Source organism: Leucobacter sp. cx-328, assembly GCF_014530035.1.
Classification (GTDB): Bacteria; Actinomycetota; Actinomycetes; order Actinomycetales; family Microbacteriaceae; genus Leucobacter.
Genome location: NZ_JACVMX010000002.1, coordinates 184,484 through 202,526 on the forward strand (window position 1 = coordinate 184,484; position 18,043 = coordinate 202,526).

Consider the following 18,043-nt stretch of genomic DNA (forward strand, 5'->3'; position numbering starts at 1 on the left):
GACCTTGTGCTCGGTCCTGTGGAGGGAAAGATCATGAGTGCTCGACGTCACGCACGGGACGCACGAAGAAGGGTTACTTGGCGAACGGTGCGACGCAGCATCATCGCCTTGATCGGCGCGAGCGCGCTGGCTTTGGGGCCAGGCGCGCTCGCCGCATACGCGGTTGATGAGGGGGCGGATCAGGCGGTTGCGGCGCAGGCCACAGCACCTGACGCTGGAGCTGTCGCACCAGACGCTGCCGCGCCCGCTACCGATGTACCTGTGGCTGCTGCGCCCGAGTCAGCACCCGCACCAGAGCCAGCTCCTGAGCCCGAAGTAACTGAGCCGGCAGCGCCTGCCGCAGAGGCCCCGACTGAGGAGGACGCTGCCCCAGTTGTCGAGCCTGCATCACAGCCGACGGATGACACCGACGCCGATGCCGCTGATGCGCCACCGGCGGGCTCTAGTGCGGATCGAGCCGCTGAACCTGCGGAAGTTCAGGCAGAGGTGCCCTCCGCGGCAAAAACTGGCGGTGGCGGCAATGACGCCAACATCACCTTCTGCCACTGGCGGGGACAGTCGAAGGGCTGGGCGAAGCCGCAGACCTCGAATGCGAATAGCATCATTTCCCAAGGACACACCGGACACCAGGGCAACCGAGACATCATTCCGCCGTTCACCGTGAAGCAGGGGCACCAGACCCTGACCTATCCAGGTCTGAACTGGGACGCTGCGGGCCAAGCGATTCTGGCAAATGGCTGCAAAGAGGTTCCCCCGGAGGTAGAGCCGCCAACGATGGTGCTGTCGGCAACCCCTGAGTGCATCGACGCTGATGTGACGACGCAGGAGATTCTTGCAGTGCTTGTGAGCAAGGTGCAGGGTCGTGCCGGCGTCAGCATTGAGGTGAAAGGCCCCAACGGCTTCACGAAGACAGTGAACAACGTCTCCGATGGCACAACGTCAATCTCGCTTGGTTCGCCAGGGGAATACACGCTGAAATTGATGCTCAAAGGGGCGATCGTCAGCACGTTGAACCTCTCGATCGAATCATGTGAAGTGCCCCCGCCGGTGTATGTCGGGGAGGCCCAGGTGTGTCACTTCATCTCTGATGAAGCTGGCTGGGAGAAGCGCACCGTAACCGGCGAAGCGTTCGCGAATGGCTACGCGGCAGAGAACCCACAGTCAATCTTCAACGACTTCACGTTCACTGTTGATGGTCAGGAAGCGACGGTTGTCGGGCAGCATTGGGATGCTGAGGGACAAGCGTTCTTCGAGAACAACTGTCAGGAAGTCCCGCCGGTAGTCGAACCGCCAGCGATGGCGCTGTCGGCAACACCGGAGTGCATCGATGCCGAAGTGTCCACCCAGGAAGTGCTTGCAGTGCTTGTCAGCAAGGTGAATAGCCGGGCTGGTGTGAGTATTGAAGTGACCGGCCCGAACGGTTTTACCAAGAGCCTGACAGGCTTGGGTGATGGCACGACCACATTCTCGCTGGGTGAATCTGGCGAGTACCACCTGACGCTCATGCTCGGCGATGAAGTCGTGAGCTCGCTCGACGTCACGATCGAGCTCTGTGACGAAGAGCCGCCGGTTACTGCAGACCCGACCACCGTCACACTGCAGTGCGTGGTGGGAACGGTACGAAGCGGATCGTCCGGCGCCTTCCAACTCACCGGGCTCGCCGAAGGCGAGAACTACATCGCCCTCGTGCGGGACTCGAACGGTACGCCGATCCCAGCAGTGGTGGGCCCGGTCGTAGGTGGCCAGGCAACGGCAACGCTAGCAATTCTTGGGAACGCGACGGGTGACTTCACGCTCGAACTCATTGCCGAGGGCGACGAAGTAGCGACGATGTCGACGGCCTTCACGTTCACCGGCTGCGAGATTAAGGAAGTCGACCCCGAAGAGGAAGAATACGTAGACCCCACAATCAGTATCGGCACCGTGTGCTTCTCAGAAGATGCGGCATCGGTCCTCGAGGTCTCCCTCGCCAAGCTCATCAACGCGAATGGGTACAACCTCACAGTGACTCGTGCGGGAGGCGAACCAGTGTTGACGACGTTTGTGGCAGAAGGCAAGACCGCGACGAGAAACGTGCCGCTTACTGCGGCAGGATCTTACACGGTCGTGCTGCAGAATCAGGAGCTCCCTGACATTGTGATCAGCGCAGATGCAACGGTCGCGGCCTGTGACACGGAGCCGCCGGTTGATCCTCCCGTCGATCCGCCTGTGACCCCGCCAACGAAGCCAGGACCGGTGACACCCGTGGTCAAGGTGAACCATCCCGCACCGAAGACGCAGGTAACCGCAACGCCAGCCACCCTCGCGGTGACTGGTGGTGAAGCTGGGACCATGTGGGCCGCGGTTGCTGGAGCAGTCGTTCTGGTCGGTGGTATCACCATCCTCGCCGGGTACCGGTCGAAGGGCAATGACTACCGGCCGCACGGTCGGCGGTAGGTGAGGCTGACTCGAACTAGGTAGACACAGGTGAACCCGAGCGGGCGCTCGGGTTCACCTGTGTCTGTGTCTGGCGCGAGACCGAGGCTGACGCACGGAGCCTTCAGTTAGGCGACATACGTAGTTTTTACGCAGATGCCATCGAGTGGGCAACGTGCTTCCAATAGGTGGCGCACGTTAACACTTTTTGTTGACTGTTTGAAAGCTATGGCGACTACTCGCCAAATGCCAAGTTATAGGTGGTTTAGCAACAAATGTGAATTATCTTCTTTTCGGGGAAGAATATGCGTGTAACGCTTATTCTCAGAAAGTATTGCGTTTGGAGGGTGCGGAATGCGCTCGGATTATCCTTACGGCACACACGAGGCCGTACTGGGTTCAAGCCGTCTGGTGGGTGCGGCAGAGGTAGCGCCGGAGCGTCTGAATCGGCTGCTTGATGAGCTGAGAGACCCCAATACCTTTGTGGTGCTGGTGGGAGAGGCCGGAAGTGGCAGGACCGTACTCGCGGAAGAGGCGGCCGACACTGTGGCGTCCCGAAATGTCGACCCAACGCTCGTCGTTAAGCTGCCGACTCCGCCTCGCGGGGGACTTATGTCAGTGTTTGGTACGGCATTCCCTGACCATGCGATCGAAGGCGAAGACCCGTCATATCGCGCCGAAACGGTCGGGGCCGCACTCAAACAACAGGCTGCAGCGGAGCACCGTGACCGAATTCTATTCATCGCTCCCAACGTTGATATGTACCGTCCGCGCGACCTTGCGACGCTCATGTTCCTGCATAGCATTCCGAACGTCTCAGTCGTCGGTACTGCAGCTCGCGTGACTGGCGCGTTGAGTCAGTGGACAACGAACACCAAGCTCGTGCGGATCGCGATCAAACCACTGACACTTACGGAGGCTGATCGACTTCTTTCGGGCCTTCTTGGCGTGCGCAATATTGTGCCTTCTACCTTGCGTCAGTGGCACACAGCGGCTCGGGGTAATACCTACCTACTATCGATGCTCGCCCTTGAGGCCGAAGAGAAGGGGCGCATTCGTCGCTCGCGGGACGGCGCTTGGACAACATCGTTTGGCGGATCCGCGCCCCGTGAACTCGCCGAGGCAATTGAAGGAATCTGCGACGCTGCGGAATGGGAAGTGCTCCAAGAGATTGCATTGCTGGAGCCGGTATCGGAGCCGGCGATTCTGCGTGCGCTCGATGCAAACGCACTTCGCACGCTCATGGAACGAGACTTCATCATCTCGCGCCGGCAGTCGCGTATCGATACCGAGCTACTCATCGCGCACCCGATGATGGGGGAGTCGATTCGGCACGCGATTCTGCCGAATCACCGGCATGAGATCTTTGACCGAGCATTCGCTGCGGTGCGAAATGATCTGGCTCACCTTGATCCGTTGTATCAACCGGATCGGCTGTTACGTTTGGTCCTGCTCGGGATTTCAGCCGGCAAAGAACTCCCGTTTGAATGGGTCTGGGCAGCGTTCGAATACCTCAAACGCAGCGACGATACGCACATGCGATTCAGGCTCGCGCAGCACGTCATAGCAAGCCCAGAGGCAACGCCTGCCCAGGTTGTCACGAGCGCCGATGTTGCCGTGAGTATTGCGCGATACGAGGGCGATGAGGTCGGCCTCGAACGCGCCGTTTCTGGCGCAGCCGGGGTCCTGGCGAGGGCAGAGAACCTCGACGATATCCCGGTCGCCTTACTCGCGCATATTCGCGTGGAACTCTTGCTCTGGCACGTGACTGAGGGGCGCCCGGCGGAGGAAATCCTCACCGAGCTCGATGCACTTGAAGCAAGCCACGGCGGCCACAGTCCGGAGCTTGACGGCTACCTGCGGAGCGTGCGCACACTGGTGCTGGCTTGGCTCGGACGGCTGAGTGAGGCGGTCGACATTGTCTTACCAACTGACTACTTTGCGAGCCATGATGGCATGTGGTCTGGCGCGCTCGGAAGCGCGATCCGCGCGATGATTCTCACGCAGATGGGAAAACCTGGCCAAGCCCTTGCCGAGATCTCCGTCGTGCGAAACTTGCACTCTTTCGGCCCCGCAAGCGAGCCAGAGACGTCCCTACTGATTTCGTGTGCCTGGATGCTCGGCCTGATCTACAGCGGTGACCTCGTCGCGGCGAATGGAGCCATCGTGGAGTTCGACAGTCGAGCGCCTGGCGAAACACCAGTCGTGCTTGAAGTGGGCAATGCGCTGATCGCCATCGAAGAGGGAAACTGGAATGTCGCAACCGGCGCGGCAGAACGGCTACTCAACGGCCTCAGCAGCTACGACAGCTACGGTCTGCTGCCGCTGGCGTATGCAATTCGTGCCCTCGCGGCAGCTGCACTTGGTGACCGTGCGCTCGCACTGCAGTCGCTCCAGGGCGCCTCGGTGCAGTCGCGCGGAATCAGCCGCGCGCTGGACGGCTTTGTGCAGCTGTTAACGCTGCGCGCCAAGCAGTGGCTGCACGTACCAGACCTTGAACAACAGGCGAGGGAAACGCTCGAGTGGGCGCGCGGTGAAAACCTGCACGAGATCGAGCTGCACTCACTGCACGTTGCGGTGTGTGCGCGCGGCCAGGTGAGCATCGCGGATCTCGACCGCGCAACCTGGCTTGCCGTGCACATTCAATCGCCAAAAGCACACGCAGTCATTGCGCATATGAAGAGCTTTGCTGATCCGCACCCAAATGCTCGGGGGCAAATGGGCGAAACCGAGGAACGGATGCTCGCCGGCCTCGGCGTGCACCTCCCGCCACCTGCACCTGCAACCGTCGAACTCACCGTGCGTGAGCGCGAAGTGATGTCGCTTGCAGCACTCGGTTACTCCAGCAAATTCATCGCGGATCGCCTGCACATCTCCGCGCGCACCGTCGAAACGCACCTTGCGCGAGTGTTCACGAAGCTCGGTGTCACGAATCGCGATGAGCTCGGGGCGTGGGCCGCGCGCGAACGGCGCGGATTCGCAGACTAAACAGGCGTTTTGCTGAAAGATACGTAAATTTTCCCGATGTGAAGGCCTGCGTGCCCGACCTAATCTCAATCCTACGATTGGCCAATTTCACGTGCTGATGCCCGAAATTGACCGCGGCATCTGGCGTGGCCGTGTTCAAGGGGAAAGTGTATGGGTAAGGCCGTATCCGAGGGGGATAACAGCCAGAAGGGCGCACTGCGGTCACTCCGCAAGGGCGCCATAGCGATCGTCGCAGCAGCGGCGCTCATCGTCGGTCCGGGGGCCGTGAGCGCATACGCGCTCGACGACCTTGCAGCGCCGGCAGCAGAGCAGGTAGTTGAGACTGCGCCAGCCGAGACGCCTGCGGCCGAGGATACTGTTGCTGCAGCTCCCGCGGCTGAGGAGCCCGCGGTGGAGGCTTCCGCAGGGGAGCCAGCGGCGGCACCTGTTGCGGCGGCACCTGCACCTGCGACTGCGTCGTCGCCGGCAGCAGCTGCGCTCGCGGCGCCAGTTGATGCGCCAGTGGCACCGGTTGCTGGTGCTGCAACTAAATCGGTCGCGGCGCCTGCCTCGTCGCCAGTGACGTTCGGCGGTAACCACAGCGGGAACGACATCAAGAAGGTCGAGCTGTGCCACGCCACATCGAGTGCCAAGAATCCCTACGTATTCAACGAGGTGAGTATTAACTCCTTCCTGGATACCAAGGACGGTTCCATTGCGAAGAACGGTCACGGGTTCCACGGGAACGACATCATTCCGCCGTTCTCCGGCACCTACAAGAAGAAGCCGGTGAGCTTTGCAGGACTGAACTGGGACGCAAAGGGACAGGCAGTATTCGGTGCAAAGTGCGACGGCAAGGCAGAGCCGCCTGTCGTGCTCGCGCCGAAGGCCACCTACGCGGCCGACGCAGACTGCGCCGCACCCAGCACGAGCCGTCAGGCAACGATCCGCGCAACGCTCAGCGAGATCACCGGCGGGCCCGTTGCAACGCTCACTGTGACCGGGCCGAACGCGTTCAGCAAGACCATGACCGGTCTGCGAGACGGTGAGATCATCGTCGAGGTTCCTGGCGCTGGCACTTACTCAGTCACGCTCACTGCCGGTAACTTCACCGCGTCCAGCTCTGTCGAGATAGCGCAGTGCGCGACCCCGCTGAAGCCCGTTCCGACCGTGTCGGTTGTGGCCAATGCAGATTGCTTGACGGCCGTTGCTGATCGTCAGGCCTCACTGCTCGTGACTGTCGGCAACATTGCTGCGGGTGCAGCTGGCGCCGTTGTTGTGAGCGACGCTGCTGGCGAAGTCGACACTGTTGTGGTGACTGAGAACGGTGATATCACGGTTCCAGTCGCTGGCGCTGGTTCGTACACGGTACGGGTCACCGTTGATGGGGCGTCAAACTCCGCCTCGATCACGGTCCCTACGTGTGCAACCCCGATTCAGCCCGCGCTCACCTCGATCGTGCTCAACCAGGAGTGCGTCGCACTGAAGCTTCCTGACGGCACAACCATCGAAACTGCGCTCGTTGCTGGCAGCACCGCGTCGTTGACCGCCAACGGCCTCGTACGCGGTGAGACCTACGCGTTGACCGCCGCCAACGCAGAGGGTGGTGCCGTGAGCATCGCAGCGGACGGCGCAATCATCGGTGGAGGCAACGCGGTTGGATTCACCTTGCACTCGAGTGAACCCGGCGATTTCACGCTGACGCTCACACCCGCCAACCCTGCCAACGAGGTACTCACCGCGCAGGTCACCTTCAACGGGTGCGTAGGCACCGAGATTGATGAGGAATTCGAGGAGTACAACCCGCCCGTCCTCACCGCAGAGCCCGGTGCGTGCACCGATGGAAGCCTGCCTGGCCGGATCATGATGAACTTCTCGAACTTGCAGATAGGCCACGAGTACCGGTACACCGTCTCGCACGATGGCACTGAACAGAAGAACGGTACCTTTGTTGCCTCAGCCGTTGAGGAGGGCATTGCCTACTCATCCACTGTCGTCGGTGACTACGTTGTCACGCTGTCTACTACGAAGATCGAACGCGAGGCAGTGCGACTGACGACCTTCATCGAGAAGTGCCGCTCTGATATCAATCCCGGTGGCGAAAACCCCGATGTAGAGGTGCCGGAGGAACCCGGGCTGCCTTCGACTCCGATCGATCCGACCGACCCCGACACCGAGGTGCCTGGCGATATTGATGAACCCTGCACGCCGATTGACGGCAAGGAGGACTTCCAGAGCACGCCAGTCGCGATCGTGAACAAGCGACCCGCAACGGTCGTGGCGGCCACTGATGAGCCCGCACTCGCGAACACCGGCGGGGCTGAGAGCAATTGGCTCATCGCACTCGCAGCAACCATGCTGCTCGGCGGCGCTAGCGTGTTGACCATGCGTCGCGCAGGTCGCTTCAGCAAGTAAGTAGCGCTCGCCGCGCCTGACGCAGCACCCGTCTGAACACGGGGCCCGTGCATCCCGCACGAGCCCCGTGTTTTGCGTCTGGCTATGCGTCATCCTCCCGCATAGGGTGAACGCATGGGATTCTTCGACGTCTTTAAGAAGCGCAAGCCTGAAATGACACAGGTGCCGCATGCAACGGGGGAGTCGCGTGCTGCGGCTGCTGCACCCATCGACTATTCGCCGCTCATCGAAATGGCGGCGATCATCTCAAACGGTGACTCCAAGGTCGCCACAGACATCACACTGCTCGCGACCGACTCCGCAGCCTTCAGCGCGCAACATCGCGAGTGGCTGGCAGACTTCGGTTACGAAACAGACGAAGCGCTCGGGCCTGAGGAAATCCGTGACATCTTTGCGTACTGGCTCGTGGGGTACGAGACCCCGTTCGAGTACGGCGCATATATCGACTGGAAAGAAGCGCCAGAGGAGATCACTGCGCAGCTTGATGCTGCGCTCGAGAAGCTCGGCTACCCCCTCACCACCGCAGAGATTGCCATCGAAGAGACTGGTACCTCTGACGACACGATGGCTGCGCTGAGCGCGATCTCGAACCTCTGCGAGATGTCAGGATTCGCGCTCGCCATCCTCGATACCGAGAGCGACAGCTACCACCTCTTTATCGTCCCGGCCGAGAGCTACGGCCGGCTGGTCGCACTCGCTGACTCCCTCGACTACCGGGTGTATTCAGCGGACTAGGAGATCCGCCACCGAGTTCAGCACCTCATCGGGGCGGAACGGGAACTTCTCGATCTCAGCAGGATCCGAGATGCCGGTCATCACCAGCACAGTGTGGAGTCCGGCCTCCATGCCAGCGACGATATCGGTGTCCATCCGGTCGCCGATCATTGCGGTGTTGTGTGAGTGCGCGCCAATCTTATTGAGCGCGGATCGGAACATCATCGGATTCGGCTTGCCCACGATGTAGGGCTCCTTGCCGGTTGCCTTGGTGATGAGGGCAGTGATTGCGCCCGTCGCGGGCAGCGGGCCCTCGGGGCTCGGCCCGGTCGCATCTGGGTTGGTTGCGATGAACCGTGCGCCGCTATTAATGAGGCGGATCGCCTTCGTGATCGCATCAAACGAGTAGTTGCGGGTCTCGCCGACCACCACGAAGTCCGGATCAGTTTCCGTCATGATGTAGCCCGCGTCGTGCAGCGCAGTCAAGATGCCTGCCTCGCCGATGACGAAGGCGGATCCGCCTGGCTTCTGCTGCTTGAGGAATGCTGCGGTCGCGAGTGCGCTCGTCCAGATGCGGTCTTCCGGGACATCGATGCCAGAAGCTGCGAGGCGAGCCGAGAGGTCGCGCGCAGTGAAGATTGAGTTGTTGGTGAGCACCAGGTAGGGCTGCTCGGTGTCGCGCCAGTGCTGAAGAAGCTCTGCGGCGCCGGGAATTGCGGCCTGTTCATGGACGAGCACGCCATCCATGTCAGTGAGCCAGCATTCGATGTTCTCGCGGTGTGATGCCTGCGTGGTCATAGTGTTTACACTACGCCGGAATGGTGAACGGTTGGCAAACGCGGCAGGTGTTGCGGCCTGTGTTCGCCTCGCCGCGCTGTCTGAACAGAGATGTCAGTGGCGGCTGGCAGACTTAAGCCATGCATGCACGAGCTGGCGAAACGCCCATCGCAGAAGACCTCATCGACGTTGAGGCGCTGCGGGCTGCGTACTTTGATGTGGTGCCCGACCCCGCTGTGGCGACGCAGCGCGTCGCGTTTGGCACCTCTGGTCACCGAGGTTCGGCGCTGAAGGCGTCGTTCAATGAGGCGCACATCGCGGCGATCAGCCTCGCGATTGCCGAGTATCGGGCTGAGCAGGGCATCGCCGGTCCGCTCTACATCGGAGCTGACACGCACGCCCTCTCGGCGGTCGCCGAGACGACCGCGCGCGAGGTGCTCGTCGCGGCTGGTGTGCGCGTGATGGTTCCCGCTGGCGAGGGGGACGCGACGTTCGTCCCGACCCCGGCACTCAGCCACGCGATCCTCACCCACAACCGCGACCTCGCGGCCGACGATCCCGAGCGCGCTGACGGCATCGTCGTGACGCCAAGCCACAACCCGCCAGCTGACGGTGGCTTCAAATACAACCCGCCCCACGGTGGCCCGGCAGACACCGACGCCACCGGGTGGATCGCGGCGCGAGCGAACGAACTCCTTACGGCCCGTGCCGAGATTGCGCGCGGCGACGCTGACGCGGTATCGACCTACGACTACCTCGGTACCTACGTCGAGAGCCTTGGCGAGGCGATTAACATGACGGCGATCCACGATGCGGGCATTGCGATTGCCGCGCACCCGCTCGGCGGCGCGAGCCAGGCATACTGGGGCGCGATTGCTGAGCGCTACGACCTGAACCTGACCGTGCTTGGCCCCGGCGTTGACCCGCAGTGGGGCTTCCTGCACCTCGATTGGGACGGCAAGATTCGTATGGATCCGTCGTCGGCGCACGTCATGTCGACGGTGGAGGCGTTCCGCAACGACTACGCAATCGTGACTGGCAACGATGCTGATGCCGACCGCCACGGCATTGTGACGCGTGACGCCGGCCTCATGAACCCGAACCACTTCCTTGCAGTCTCGATTGACTACCTGCTCGGGCACCGCCCCGAGTGGTCAACCGCTGCCGGCATCGGTAAGACCCTGGTGTCATCTGCGATGATCGACCGCGTGGTCGCGGCGCACGAGCGTCAGCTGCTTGAGGTGCCCGTTGGGTTCAAGTGGTTCGTGCCAGGCCTGTCAGACGGCACGGTCGTCTTCGGTGGCGAGGAGAGCGCTGGCGCCTCATTCCTGCGTTTCGACGGCACTCCCTGGAGCACTGACAAGGACGGCATCCTGCTCGCGCTGCTCGCAGCCGAGATCCTTGCGGTGACGGGCAAGTCGCCGTCAGAACACTATGCAGCGCTCGAGGCGCGATTCGGCGCTCCCGCCTACGCTCGCATCGACGCTGCGGCGACGCCTGCGCAGAAGACGAAGCTCGCTGCCCTGAGTGCTGATGACGTCACCGCGACCGAGCTCGCGGGCGACCCCATCGTCGCTGTGCTCACCGAAGCGCCGGGCAATGGCGCGAGTATTGGCGGCCTGAAGGTACAGACCGAGCACGCGTGGTTCGCTGCCCGGCCGTCGGGTACCGAAGACGTCATGAAGGTGTACGCAGAGTCGTTCCGCGGTGCGGAGCACCTCGCAGAGGTGCAGCGGGCGGCGCAGGCACTCGTGGGTCGCGTGCTGGGGGAATAAGCTGGTGAGCATGTCCGTAAACAACGCTGTGCCCCTCCGTCGTTACTCGTACCTCGGTCCGGCCGGCACGTTTACCGAGGCTGCCCTTAAGCAGGTGCCAGAAGCGGTCGGCCAGAACTGGAACCCGGTCGCCAACCTCGGCGAAGCACTGCAAGACGTGGTGAGCGGCGAGAGCGATGCGGCGATGATCGCGATCGAGAACTCGATCGACGGTGGTGTCACCGTTGCGCAGGACGCGCTCGCGACCATTCCTGGCCTGCGCATCATCGGCGAGTACCTCGTCTCGGTGAACTTCGTGCTCGTCGTGCGACCCGGCACGAAGCTCGAAGACGTGCGCGTCGTGAGTGGCCACCCCGTCGCCTACGGCCAGTGCCGCGCATGGCTCGATAAGCACGTGCCAGCACACCAGCACATCCCTGCGCCCTCGAACGTGCAGGCAGTTGTCGACCTCTTTGAATCGAACGCCGACATTGACGCGGCGATCGCACCGCCCGGCATCGAAGACCATTACGACGTTGAGGTGCTCGCGTCTGGTCTCGCTGAGAACCCCGACGCGCAGACCCGCTTTGTGCTCGTCAGCAGCGTGCTGCCTGTCGCAGAGCCGACCGGCACCGACAAGACCTCGCTCATCGTCGAGCTGCCAGAAGACAAGTCGGGTGCTCTGCTGCTACTGCTCGAGCAGTTCGCGACCCGCGGCATCAACCTCACCCTGCTCGCGTCACGCCCCATCGGCGACCGCATGGGCCGCTACCGCTTCGTCATCGACGCAGAGGGCCACGTGAAGGACGAGCGCGTCGCAGACGCGATCCTCGGCGTGAAGCGTTTCAGCCCCCGCGTCGTGTTCCTCGGCTCGTACCCGCGCGCAGACCGCCTGTCGGCGTCATACGCCGCAGGGCACAGCGATGACTCGTTCCGCGAGGCTCGCGAGTGGCTGAGCGACGTCGTTGACGGGTCGCGCGCGTAGTCGCGCGGTCACGTGCCTGAGGGGTTAGCCCTCGGGCACCCACTCGGGGTCAACACGCAGCACGAGTGAGCGCGGGTCAACCGATCCGCTCACCTGCACAGCCAGACCGAAATCATCACCGTCAAGCTGCACCGGCTCGGGGTGCGGAACCGACAGCGCATACTTCCGCGCCAACGAATACGTCACCGCACGACGGCCACGGCCAAGGTCGATGAATCGGCGACCGAAGCGGCTCTTCGAGAGCACGCCGTTTTCGAGGCCGATCTTGCGCCAAATACTCAACCAGCTGAACGGTCCGAGTGGCTTCAACACGATGACGTCAAGCAGCCCGTCGTCGAGCTTTGCAGCGGGAATGAGGTGCACGCCGCCGGGCAGCAGCCCGCAGTTGCCGATCATCACCGTGAACACGCGAAGCGACTTCACCGCACCCTGATCAAGCGAGTAGTGCACCTCGAGGGGTTTCTCCTTGACCATCGTGCGCACGCCGGCCGACACATACGCGAGCCAGCCAAACTTCTTCTTCAGGTCAGGGTTCGTGACCGAGATTGTGCGGGCATCGAGTCCCATACCCGCAAGCACGAGGAAGACGTGTTCCTCTTCAGACTCGTCCGGCCGCACGATGTTGAGTAGACCGAGGTCGATGGGGCGATCCGCGCCCTGGAACGCCGCGCGCACGACATTCTGCATGTCGTCAAGGGGCGCACCCAGGTTGCGCGCGAGGAGATTACCGGTGCCCTGCGGCACGATCGTGAGCGGGACTCCGGTCCCACGCATTCCTTCAGCAAGGGCGCGGATCGTGCCGTCGCCGCCCGCACCAAGCACAACAGCGGCGCCCTCGTCGATGGCGCGCTGGGCCGCGCTCGTGCCCGCATCTTCCTTCGCGGTCTCGTGCCACTGCGTCGGACCCCAGCCTGCGTCGGTCTCGGCGATCGACACGGCGACCCGCAACGCGTCGACGTCGGTTTTGAACGGCTGATACACCACTGCTGCGTGAGGGATGGGCTCGTTCTGCTCGCTCGACATGGCTATAAGAGTAGTAGGTTGTGCATCTTTCAAGCAGATGCCCGGCTGCAGGCTCTAAGCTTGGGGTGTGATCGATCCCGTACTTCTCCGCAACGATCCCGAGACCGTTAAGCGCTCCCAGCGAGCGCGTGGCAACGACGAGTCGGTGGTTGATCGTGCCATCGAGGCAGATATTGCCCGTCGCGCCGCACTGGCAGAGTTTGAGAGCCTCCGCGCTGCTCAGAAAGATGTCAGTGCCAAGGTCAAGACCGCAGCAAAGGAAGACAAGCCTGCCGCTGCTGCCGAGGCGAAGGAATTCGCTGGCAAGGTCAAGGCTGCTGATGCTCGCTCGAAGGAGGCCGCTGAGGTCTTCGAGAAGGCGGCACTGGCAATTGAGAATCTGGTGATTGACGGTGTCCCGGAGGGTGGCGAAGAGAACTTCGTAACGCTCCGCACCGTCGGCGAGGTTCCCGCCTTCGACTTCGAGCCCCGTGACCACCTTGAGCTCGGTGAGATGCTCGGCGCGATCGACATGCAGCGCGGCGCGAAGGTGTCTGGCGCTCGCTTCTACTTCCTGCGCGGTGTGGGTGCTCGTCTCGAGATCGCCCTCATGAACCTCGCGCTCGACCGCGCACTCTCGCACGGCTTCACGCCGCTCATCACCCCGACGCTGGTGAAGCCCGAGATTATGCAGGGCACCGGCTTCCTCGGTGAGCATGCTGACGAGGTCTACCATCTGCCGAACCAGGATCTGTACCTGACCGGCACGAGCGAGGTCGCTCTCGCTGGCTACCACTCGGACGAGATCATTGATCTTGAGGGCGGCCCCCTCCGCTACGCTGGCTGGTCGACCTGCTACCGCAGCGAGGCTGGCTCGCACGGCAAGGACACCCGCGGCATCCTGCGCGTGCACCAGTTCAACAAGCTGGAGATGTTCGTCTACATCGATCCGAAGGACGCAGAGACGGAGCACGACCGTCTCGTCGCGCTGCAGGAAGAGATGCTGCAGTCGCTCGGCCTCACCTACCGCGTCATCGATGTTGCTGCTGGCGACCTCGGTTCGAGCGCGGCTCGGAAGTTCGACATTGAGGCATGGGTTCCGACCCAGGGCACCTTCCGCGAGCTCACCTCGACGAGCAACTGCACCAGCTACCAGGCCCGCCGCCTCTCGACGCGCTACCGTACCGAGACCGGTAAGACCGCGCACGTCGCGACCCTGAACGGAACGCTCGCGACCACTCGCTGGATCGTAGCGATTCTTGAAACTCACCAGCGCGCTGACGGCAGCGTGACGGTACCTGAGGTGCTTCGCCCGTACCTCGGTGGCCTCGAAGTGCTCGAGCCCACCGCAGGCGCAGCAACCTCGGGAGACACTAAGTAGGAGGAATCTTTGGCGGCATCGCTTCGCTCAGACGAACGACACCTCATTGCGCTCGACCTAGACGGCACCGTCCTCGGGCACGAGATGCCTGGCGCAGATGATGACCCATCAGAGGGTCACATCTCGGAAGATCTGATTGGGGCGATCCGCACCCTCCATAACGCCGGGCACCTGGTCGTCGTCGCGACCGGGCGCTCGGTGGACGCCACCCTGCCGATTGTCGAGCGTCTCGGCATCGCGGCAGAGTGGGTCATCGCGGCAAACGGTGCGGTGACGCTCAAGCGCGATCCGCTCGCGACGCGTGCGTACCGCCGTGAGATTGTCGAGGCGTTTGATCCGACTGATGCGCTGTTGCGGATCCGCCCCCACTTGTTCAACGCCCGCTACGCGGTCGAACTCGCCGATGGCGGGTTTCTCTACACCGAGCAGATCCCCGCAGGGACACTGCCCTCGGAACAGAAGCAGGTCGCCTTTGAAGACCTGCTGCACGTCAACGCCTCGCGCGTAGTTGTCGTGTCGCCGAACGCGAACGTGGAAAAGTTCTTTGAGACCGTCGAATCGCTCGGTCTCACCCACGTCTCCTACGTCGTTGGCACGACGTCATGGCTCGACATTGCGCCCGCAGGCGTGACCAAGGCGAGCGCGCTTGAGGTCGTGCGTGCGCGCATGGATGTCAGTCAGGGCAACGTTTTTGCGGCGGGTGACGGGCGCAACGACATCGAGATGTTGCGCTGGGCTTCACGCCTCGGGGACGGTGTCGCGATGGGACAGGCGTGCGAAGAAGTGCGTAACGCTGCGAGTCGAACGACCGCCTCGGTCTTCGATGACGGCCTACTTCTTGCACTTCGTGAGCGTTTCCCGGTTCTGCTCGGCTAGAAAGTTTTGCTAAGCTCGTTCGCGGAGGGTTGTCCGAGCGGCCGAAGGAACTTGTCTTGAAAACAAGCAGGCGGTGATCCCGTCTCAGGAGTTCAAATCTCCTACCCTCCGCCAGTAAAGACCCCCGACTCGTAGTCTGACTACTTGAGTCGGGGGCTTTTCTTTGTCTGGGGCGGGTTGGGCTTGGGCGGCTGGCTGGTCCTGGCGCTCGCCCGCGCTTATTGCGCCAACCCCGCAAAACAGGCACTTTCTGACAAAAATGCCCCTTTCATGCGCATGAAACCCCTCTTTTCGAGAGAACGGCCCCTTTTTACGAGGTTCACACGGTCGAACCGGCCGCACCCAAGCTCACAACAAGCGCGCTCACACTGCATCGCCAGCAGACACGAGGCCTCACGTGGTCCACCCGGGAGTCTTTGGCCGGCGCCCGCCTTCGCGTTGTTACGGCAGATACACCTCAACGATTGGCACGAGCTGTGCGAGGAGCTCCTCGCGTGACAGGTCGGCAAGCGGTGAGATCTGCATGATGTAGCGGCTGATGCCGATTCCCAGCAGGTGCGCGCCGAGCAGCTGGGTGCGCACGGAAACGAGTGCGGGATCTTGTGCGAGCTGGGCGAGCGCGGCTGGCCCACGCTGCTCTGCCACGACTTGAAGCCCCGATTTAAGGGTCTCAGAGATGAGTGCCTGCAGCCGTGCTCGGCCCGTGGTTTGATCTGCTCCCCGGGAACTACTGGTTGAACGCTCTTGCGCTCGGGGGAGCCGCGCTCGCTATCTCTGGCACAATTGCCGGACTCGGCTCACTGTTGGGCAAGGCTGGGGCTGGGCTTGGAGTTGTCCTGTTGATGCTGGTTGGCACGCCTTGGGGCGGTGTGATGGTTCCCGCCGAGTTCCTTCCGAGCGCGATGGCGACCATCGGGGCGCATATGCCAACCGGTACGTTGGTGAGCCTCATTACATCGATCAATTACTTCCCGGAGGCGGCGACGGTCGGTCAGTGGCTGACCTTGGCGATCTGGGCAATTGCTGGCATGCTGCTCATTCTGATTGGTGCGCTGATCCGCGCCCGTCGCAACCGCAGCGAGATTGGTCAGTAGCTGGGTTACGCCGGCGGCATACTGAGCCGCACGCTCGGTCACCCCGCTCAGCAGCAGAAATGCTTGCTGAACGGGGTGACTTGGTTCTCGGGGAGAGCAGTAGTTCCCTGATAATCTCCTTGAGAGTCGAGCATCGCAGGAGTCCTCCAGCGTTTCGCGGTAGATTTGAAGCTTGAATGTCGTCCGGCAACCGGCCGGCGCGTGGGAGGGAACTGCCATATGGCACGCAGCAACGAACGAGATGCCGCACAGGGTGCGGGCGTCCGGCACGGCTCGTTGCGCCGTTCACGTACCTGGGTCAACGTGCTCCGCACGGTCACTGCGCTCGTCGTGGTGGTTGCGGTCAGCGGTGTCGCGACGGTGTCGTATGCGCTGTTGAATGTTGCTTCCGGCCTGCAGACGGTTGAGCTGAAGTCGAAGGGTGCAGTTGGCGCTGCCGACCAATCAATCGATGGCGCAATCACGATGCTGCTTGTCGGTTCTGACACTCGAGCGGGTCAGTCGTATGACGACGGCGAGACCGGCGAGCTGAACGACGTGAACCTGCTGTTGCACGTTTCGGCGGATCACAAAAATGCCACCGTGGTCAGCTTCCCGCGTGACCTAATGTTGCCGATCCCCAGCTGCCCCGGGCCCGACGGCGAACCTGAGTACTACTCGGCAATGAGTGAACAGCAGCTGAACACCACCCTCGGTTACGGCGGTCTGCCGTGTGCTGTGCTCACGATTGAAGAGCTCACTGGCATGGATATCCCGTACGCCGGTGTTGTGACCTTCGACGGCGTGATCGCGATCTCGAACGCGATTGGTGGCGTCGATGTCTGCCTCACCGCACCACTTGAGGACGTTGAGAACACCGGCCTTGATCTTCCTGCTGGCATGAACACACTGCAGGGTGAGCAGGCGCTGCAGTTCCTCCGTACCCGTCACGGTGTTGGCGATGGTGGAGACCTCGGCCGCATCAATAACCAGCAGGTCTTCATGTCTGCGATGATGCGCAAGCTGAAGAGCGCCGATACGCTGTCTGACCCACTGAAGGTCTACGGCCTCGCGAAGGCCGGAGTCGAGAACCTGACGCTGTCGAGCAACATGGCGTCGGTGAACTTCATCCAGGCGATGGCAGGCACGGTCAAGGACATTGACCTCGAACGTATGAACTTTGTGCAGTACCCGTCGCTCGACCACCCATATGAGTCGGGTCGCCTGACCCCGAACTATGAACTCGCTGACATGCTCTTTGAGACCATCAAGAGTGGCCAGCCCTTCGATGTGACCGGCCAGGGCCTTGTTGCTCAGGTTGAGGGCGCCACGGATGCACCCGCTGAGGAAGTCCCGGCAGAAGAAACGCCCGCAACTGATGCGACGCCGGAAGACTCTGGAGAAAATTCCAGCGGTACTGGGACGACGGCAACCACGCCTTCCGCCCCTGTTCAGCTGCCAGATTCGATCACTGGTGTGAAGCCAGACAAGCAGGTTTGTTCTGGTGGCAGCGGTTATTAGCGCGTCCGATTTCTCTATCCAGGGATTCACCCATTAGGATTAGAGAGCTGTCCACGCATGGAGACGTGCCGGAGCGGCCGAACGGACTTCACTGCTAATGAAGGGTTCTTGTTAAAGGGAACCGGGGGTTCAAATCCCCCCGTCTCCGCCATAGCTGGACAGC

13 protein-coding genes and 2 tRNA genes are annotated in these 18,043 nt (G+C 62.2%); 12 read left to right on the forward strand and 3 right to left on the reverse strand.

Translation table 11 applies throughout. From position 1 onward, the window contains the following. Positions 1-87 precede the first annotated feature (87 nt). The 4 genes from ICL81_RS03470 to ICL81_RS03485 all read left to right on the forward strand — a co-directional run bounded on the left by ICL81_RS03470 (position 88) and on the right by ICL81_RS03485 (position 8,532). Complete coding sequence (locus tag ICL81_RS03470; RefSeq protein ID WP_188033583.1) at positions 88-2,436, forward strand: hypothetical protein; 2,349 nt, start codon at positions 88-90, stop codon at positions 2,434-2,436. Between the two features lie 333 nt (positions 2,437-2,769). Continuing rightward, positions 2,770-5,403: a helix-turn-helix transcriptional regulator gene (locus tag ICL81_RS03475; RefSeq protein ID WP_188033584.1), complete on the forward strand. Its 2,634-nt coding sequence runs from the start codon at positions 2,770-2,772 to the stop codon at positions 5,401-5,403. Between the two features lie 150 nt (positions 5,404-5,553). Then, on the forward strand, positions 5,554-7,797 hold the full coding sequence (locus ICL81_RS03480; RefSeq protein WP_188033585.1) for an LPXTG cell wall anchor domain-containing protein: 2,244 nt from the start codon (positions 5,554-5,556) through the stop codon (positions 7,795-7,797). Between the two features lie 114 nt (positions 7,798-7,911). Beyond that, positions 7,912-8,532, forward strand: coding sequence for a hypothetical protein (locus ICL81_RS03485; protein WP_188033586.1), 621 nt, complete (start codon positions 7,912-7,914; stop codon positions 8,530-8,532). Here ICL81_RS03485 and ICL81_RS03490 read toward each other — a convergent pair. Next, positions 8,521-9,309, reverse strand: coding sequence for an HAD-IIA family hydrolase (locus ICL81_RS03490; RefSeq protein WP_188033587.1), 789 nt, complete (start codon positions 9,307-9,309; stop codon positions 8,521-8,523). The genes ICL81_RS03485 and ICL81_RS03490 overlap by 12 nt on opposite strands. 119 nt (positions 9,310-9,428) lie before the next feature. On the opposite strand from ICL81_RS03490, the gene pgm reads away from it, so the two are divergent. Then, positions 9,429-11,063, forward strand: a complete 1,635-nt coding sequence (pgm, locus tag ICL81_RS03495; protein WP_188033588.1) for a phosphoglucomutase (alpha-D-glucose-1,6-bisphosphate-dependent) — start codon at positions 9,429-9,431, stop codon at positions 11,061-11,063. Between the two features lie 10 nt (positions 11,064-11,073). Further along, complete coding sequence (gene pheA / locus ICL81_RS03500) at positions 11,074-12,027, forward strand: prephenate dehydratase (RefSeq protein WP_188033589.1); 954 nt, start codon at positions 11,074-11,076, stop codon at positions 12,025-12,027. A gap of 24 nt (positions 12,028-12,051) precedes the next feature. On the opposite strand, the gene ICL81_RS03505 is transcribed toward pheA, so the two are convergent. Next, complete coding sequence (locus ICL81_RS03505) at positions 12,052-13,050, reverse strand: diacylglycerol kinase family protein (protein ID WP_188033590.1); 999 nt, start codon at positions 13,048-13,050, stop codon at positions 12,052-12,054. 67 nt (positions 13,051-13,117) lie between these two features. Between ICL81_RS03505 and serS the strand changes: the two genes are divergently transcribed. From serS to ICL81_RS03520, 3 genes are all read left to right on the forward strand, one after another. Next, complete coding sequence (serS, locus tag ICL81_RS03510; RefSeq protein WP_188033591.1) at positions 13,118-14,410, forward strand: serine--tRNA ligase; 1,293 nt, start codon at positions 13,118-13,120, stop codon at positions 14,408-14,410. A 9-nt stretch (positions 14,411-14,419) separates the two neighbouring features. Continuing rightward, on the forward strand, positions 14,420-15,286 hold the full coding sequence (locus ICL81_RS03515; protein WP_188033592.1) for an HAD family hydrolase: 867 nt from the start codon (positions 14,420-14,422) through the stop codon (positions 15,284-15,286). A 23-nt stretch (positions 15,287-15,309) separates the two neighbouring features. Continuing rightward, positions 15,310-15,400: transfer RNA gene (locus ICL81_RS03520), tRNA-Ser, on the forward strand. A gap of 327 nt (positions 15,401-15,727) precedes the next feature. On the opposite strand, the gene ICL81_RS03525 is transcribed toward ICL81_RS03520, so the two are convergent. Beyond that, positions 15,728-15,976, reverse strand: a complete 249-nt coding sequence (locus ICL81_RS03525) for a hypothetical protein (protein ID WP_251381771.1) — start codon at positions 15,974-15,976, stop codon at positions 15,728-15,730. Between ICL81_RS03525 and ICL81_RS03530 the strand changes: the two genes are divergently transcribed. The 3 genes from ICL81_RS03530 to ICL81_RS03540 all read left to right on the forward strand — a co-directional run bounded on the left by ICL81_RS03530 (position 15,967) and on the right by ICL81_RS03540 (position 18,031). After that, positions 15,967-16,380: a hypothetical protein gene (locus ICL81_RS03530; protein ID WP_188033594.1), complete on the forward strand. Its 414-nt coding sequence runs from the start codon at positions 15,967-15,969 to the stop codon at positions 16,378-16,380. The genes ICL81_RS03525 and ICL81_RS03530 overlap by 10 nt on opposite strands. A gap of 219 nt (positions 16,381-16,599) precedes the next feature. Continuing rightward, positions 16,600-17,880: an LCP family protein gene (locus tag ICL81_RS03535; RefSeq protein WP_188033595.1), complete on the forward strand. Its 1,281-nt coding sequence runs from the start codon at positions 16,600-16,602 to the stop codon at positions 17,878-17,880. A gap of 59 nt (positions 17,881-17,939) precedes the next feature. After that, a tRNA-Ser gene (locus ICL81_RS03540) sits at positions 17,940-18,031 on the forward strand. The last annotated feature ends 12 nt before the right edge of the window (positions 18,032-18,043 follow it).

Excerpts from the sequence above, each read along its gene's own strand:
- ICL81_RS03490 (WP_188033587.1), bottom strand. The coding sequence starts at position 9,309 with ATGACCACGCAGGCATCACACCGCGAGAACATCGAATGCTGGCTCACT.
- pheA (WP_188033589.1), top strand. The coding sequence starts at position 11,074 with ATGTCCGTAAACAACGCTGTGCCCCTCCGTCGTTACTCGTACCTCGGT.
- ICL81_RS03475 (WP_188033584.1), top strand. The coding sequence starts at position 2,770 with ATGCGCTCGGATTATCCTTACGGCACACACGAGGCCGTACTGGGTTCA.
- pgm (WP_188033588.1), top strand. The coding sequence starts at position 9,429 with ATGCATGCACGAGCTGGCGAAACGCCCATCGCAGAAGACCTCATCGAC.
- ICL81_RS03480 (WP_188033585.1), top strand. The coding sequence starts at position 5,554 with ATGGGTAAGGCCGTATCCGAGGGGGATAACAGCCAGAAGGGCGCACTG.
- ICL81_RS03535 (WP_188033595.1), top strand. The coding sequence starts at position 16,600 with ATGGCACGCAGCAACGAACGAGATGCCGCACAGGGTGCGGGCGTCCGG.
- ICL81_RS03485 (WP_188033586.1), top strand. The coding sequence starts at position 7,912 with ATGGGATTCTTCGACGTCTTTAAGAAGCGCAAGCCTGAAATGACACAG.
- ICL81_RS03505 (WP_188033590.1), bottom strand. The coding sequence starts at position 13,050 with ATGTCGAGCGAGCAGAACGAGCCCATCCCTCACGCAGCAGTGGTGTAT.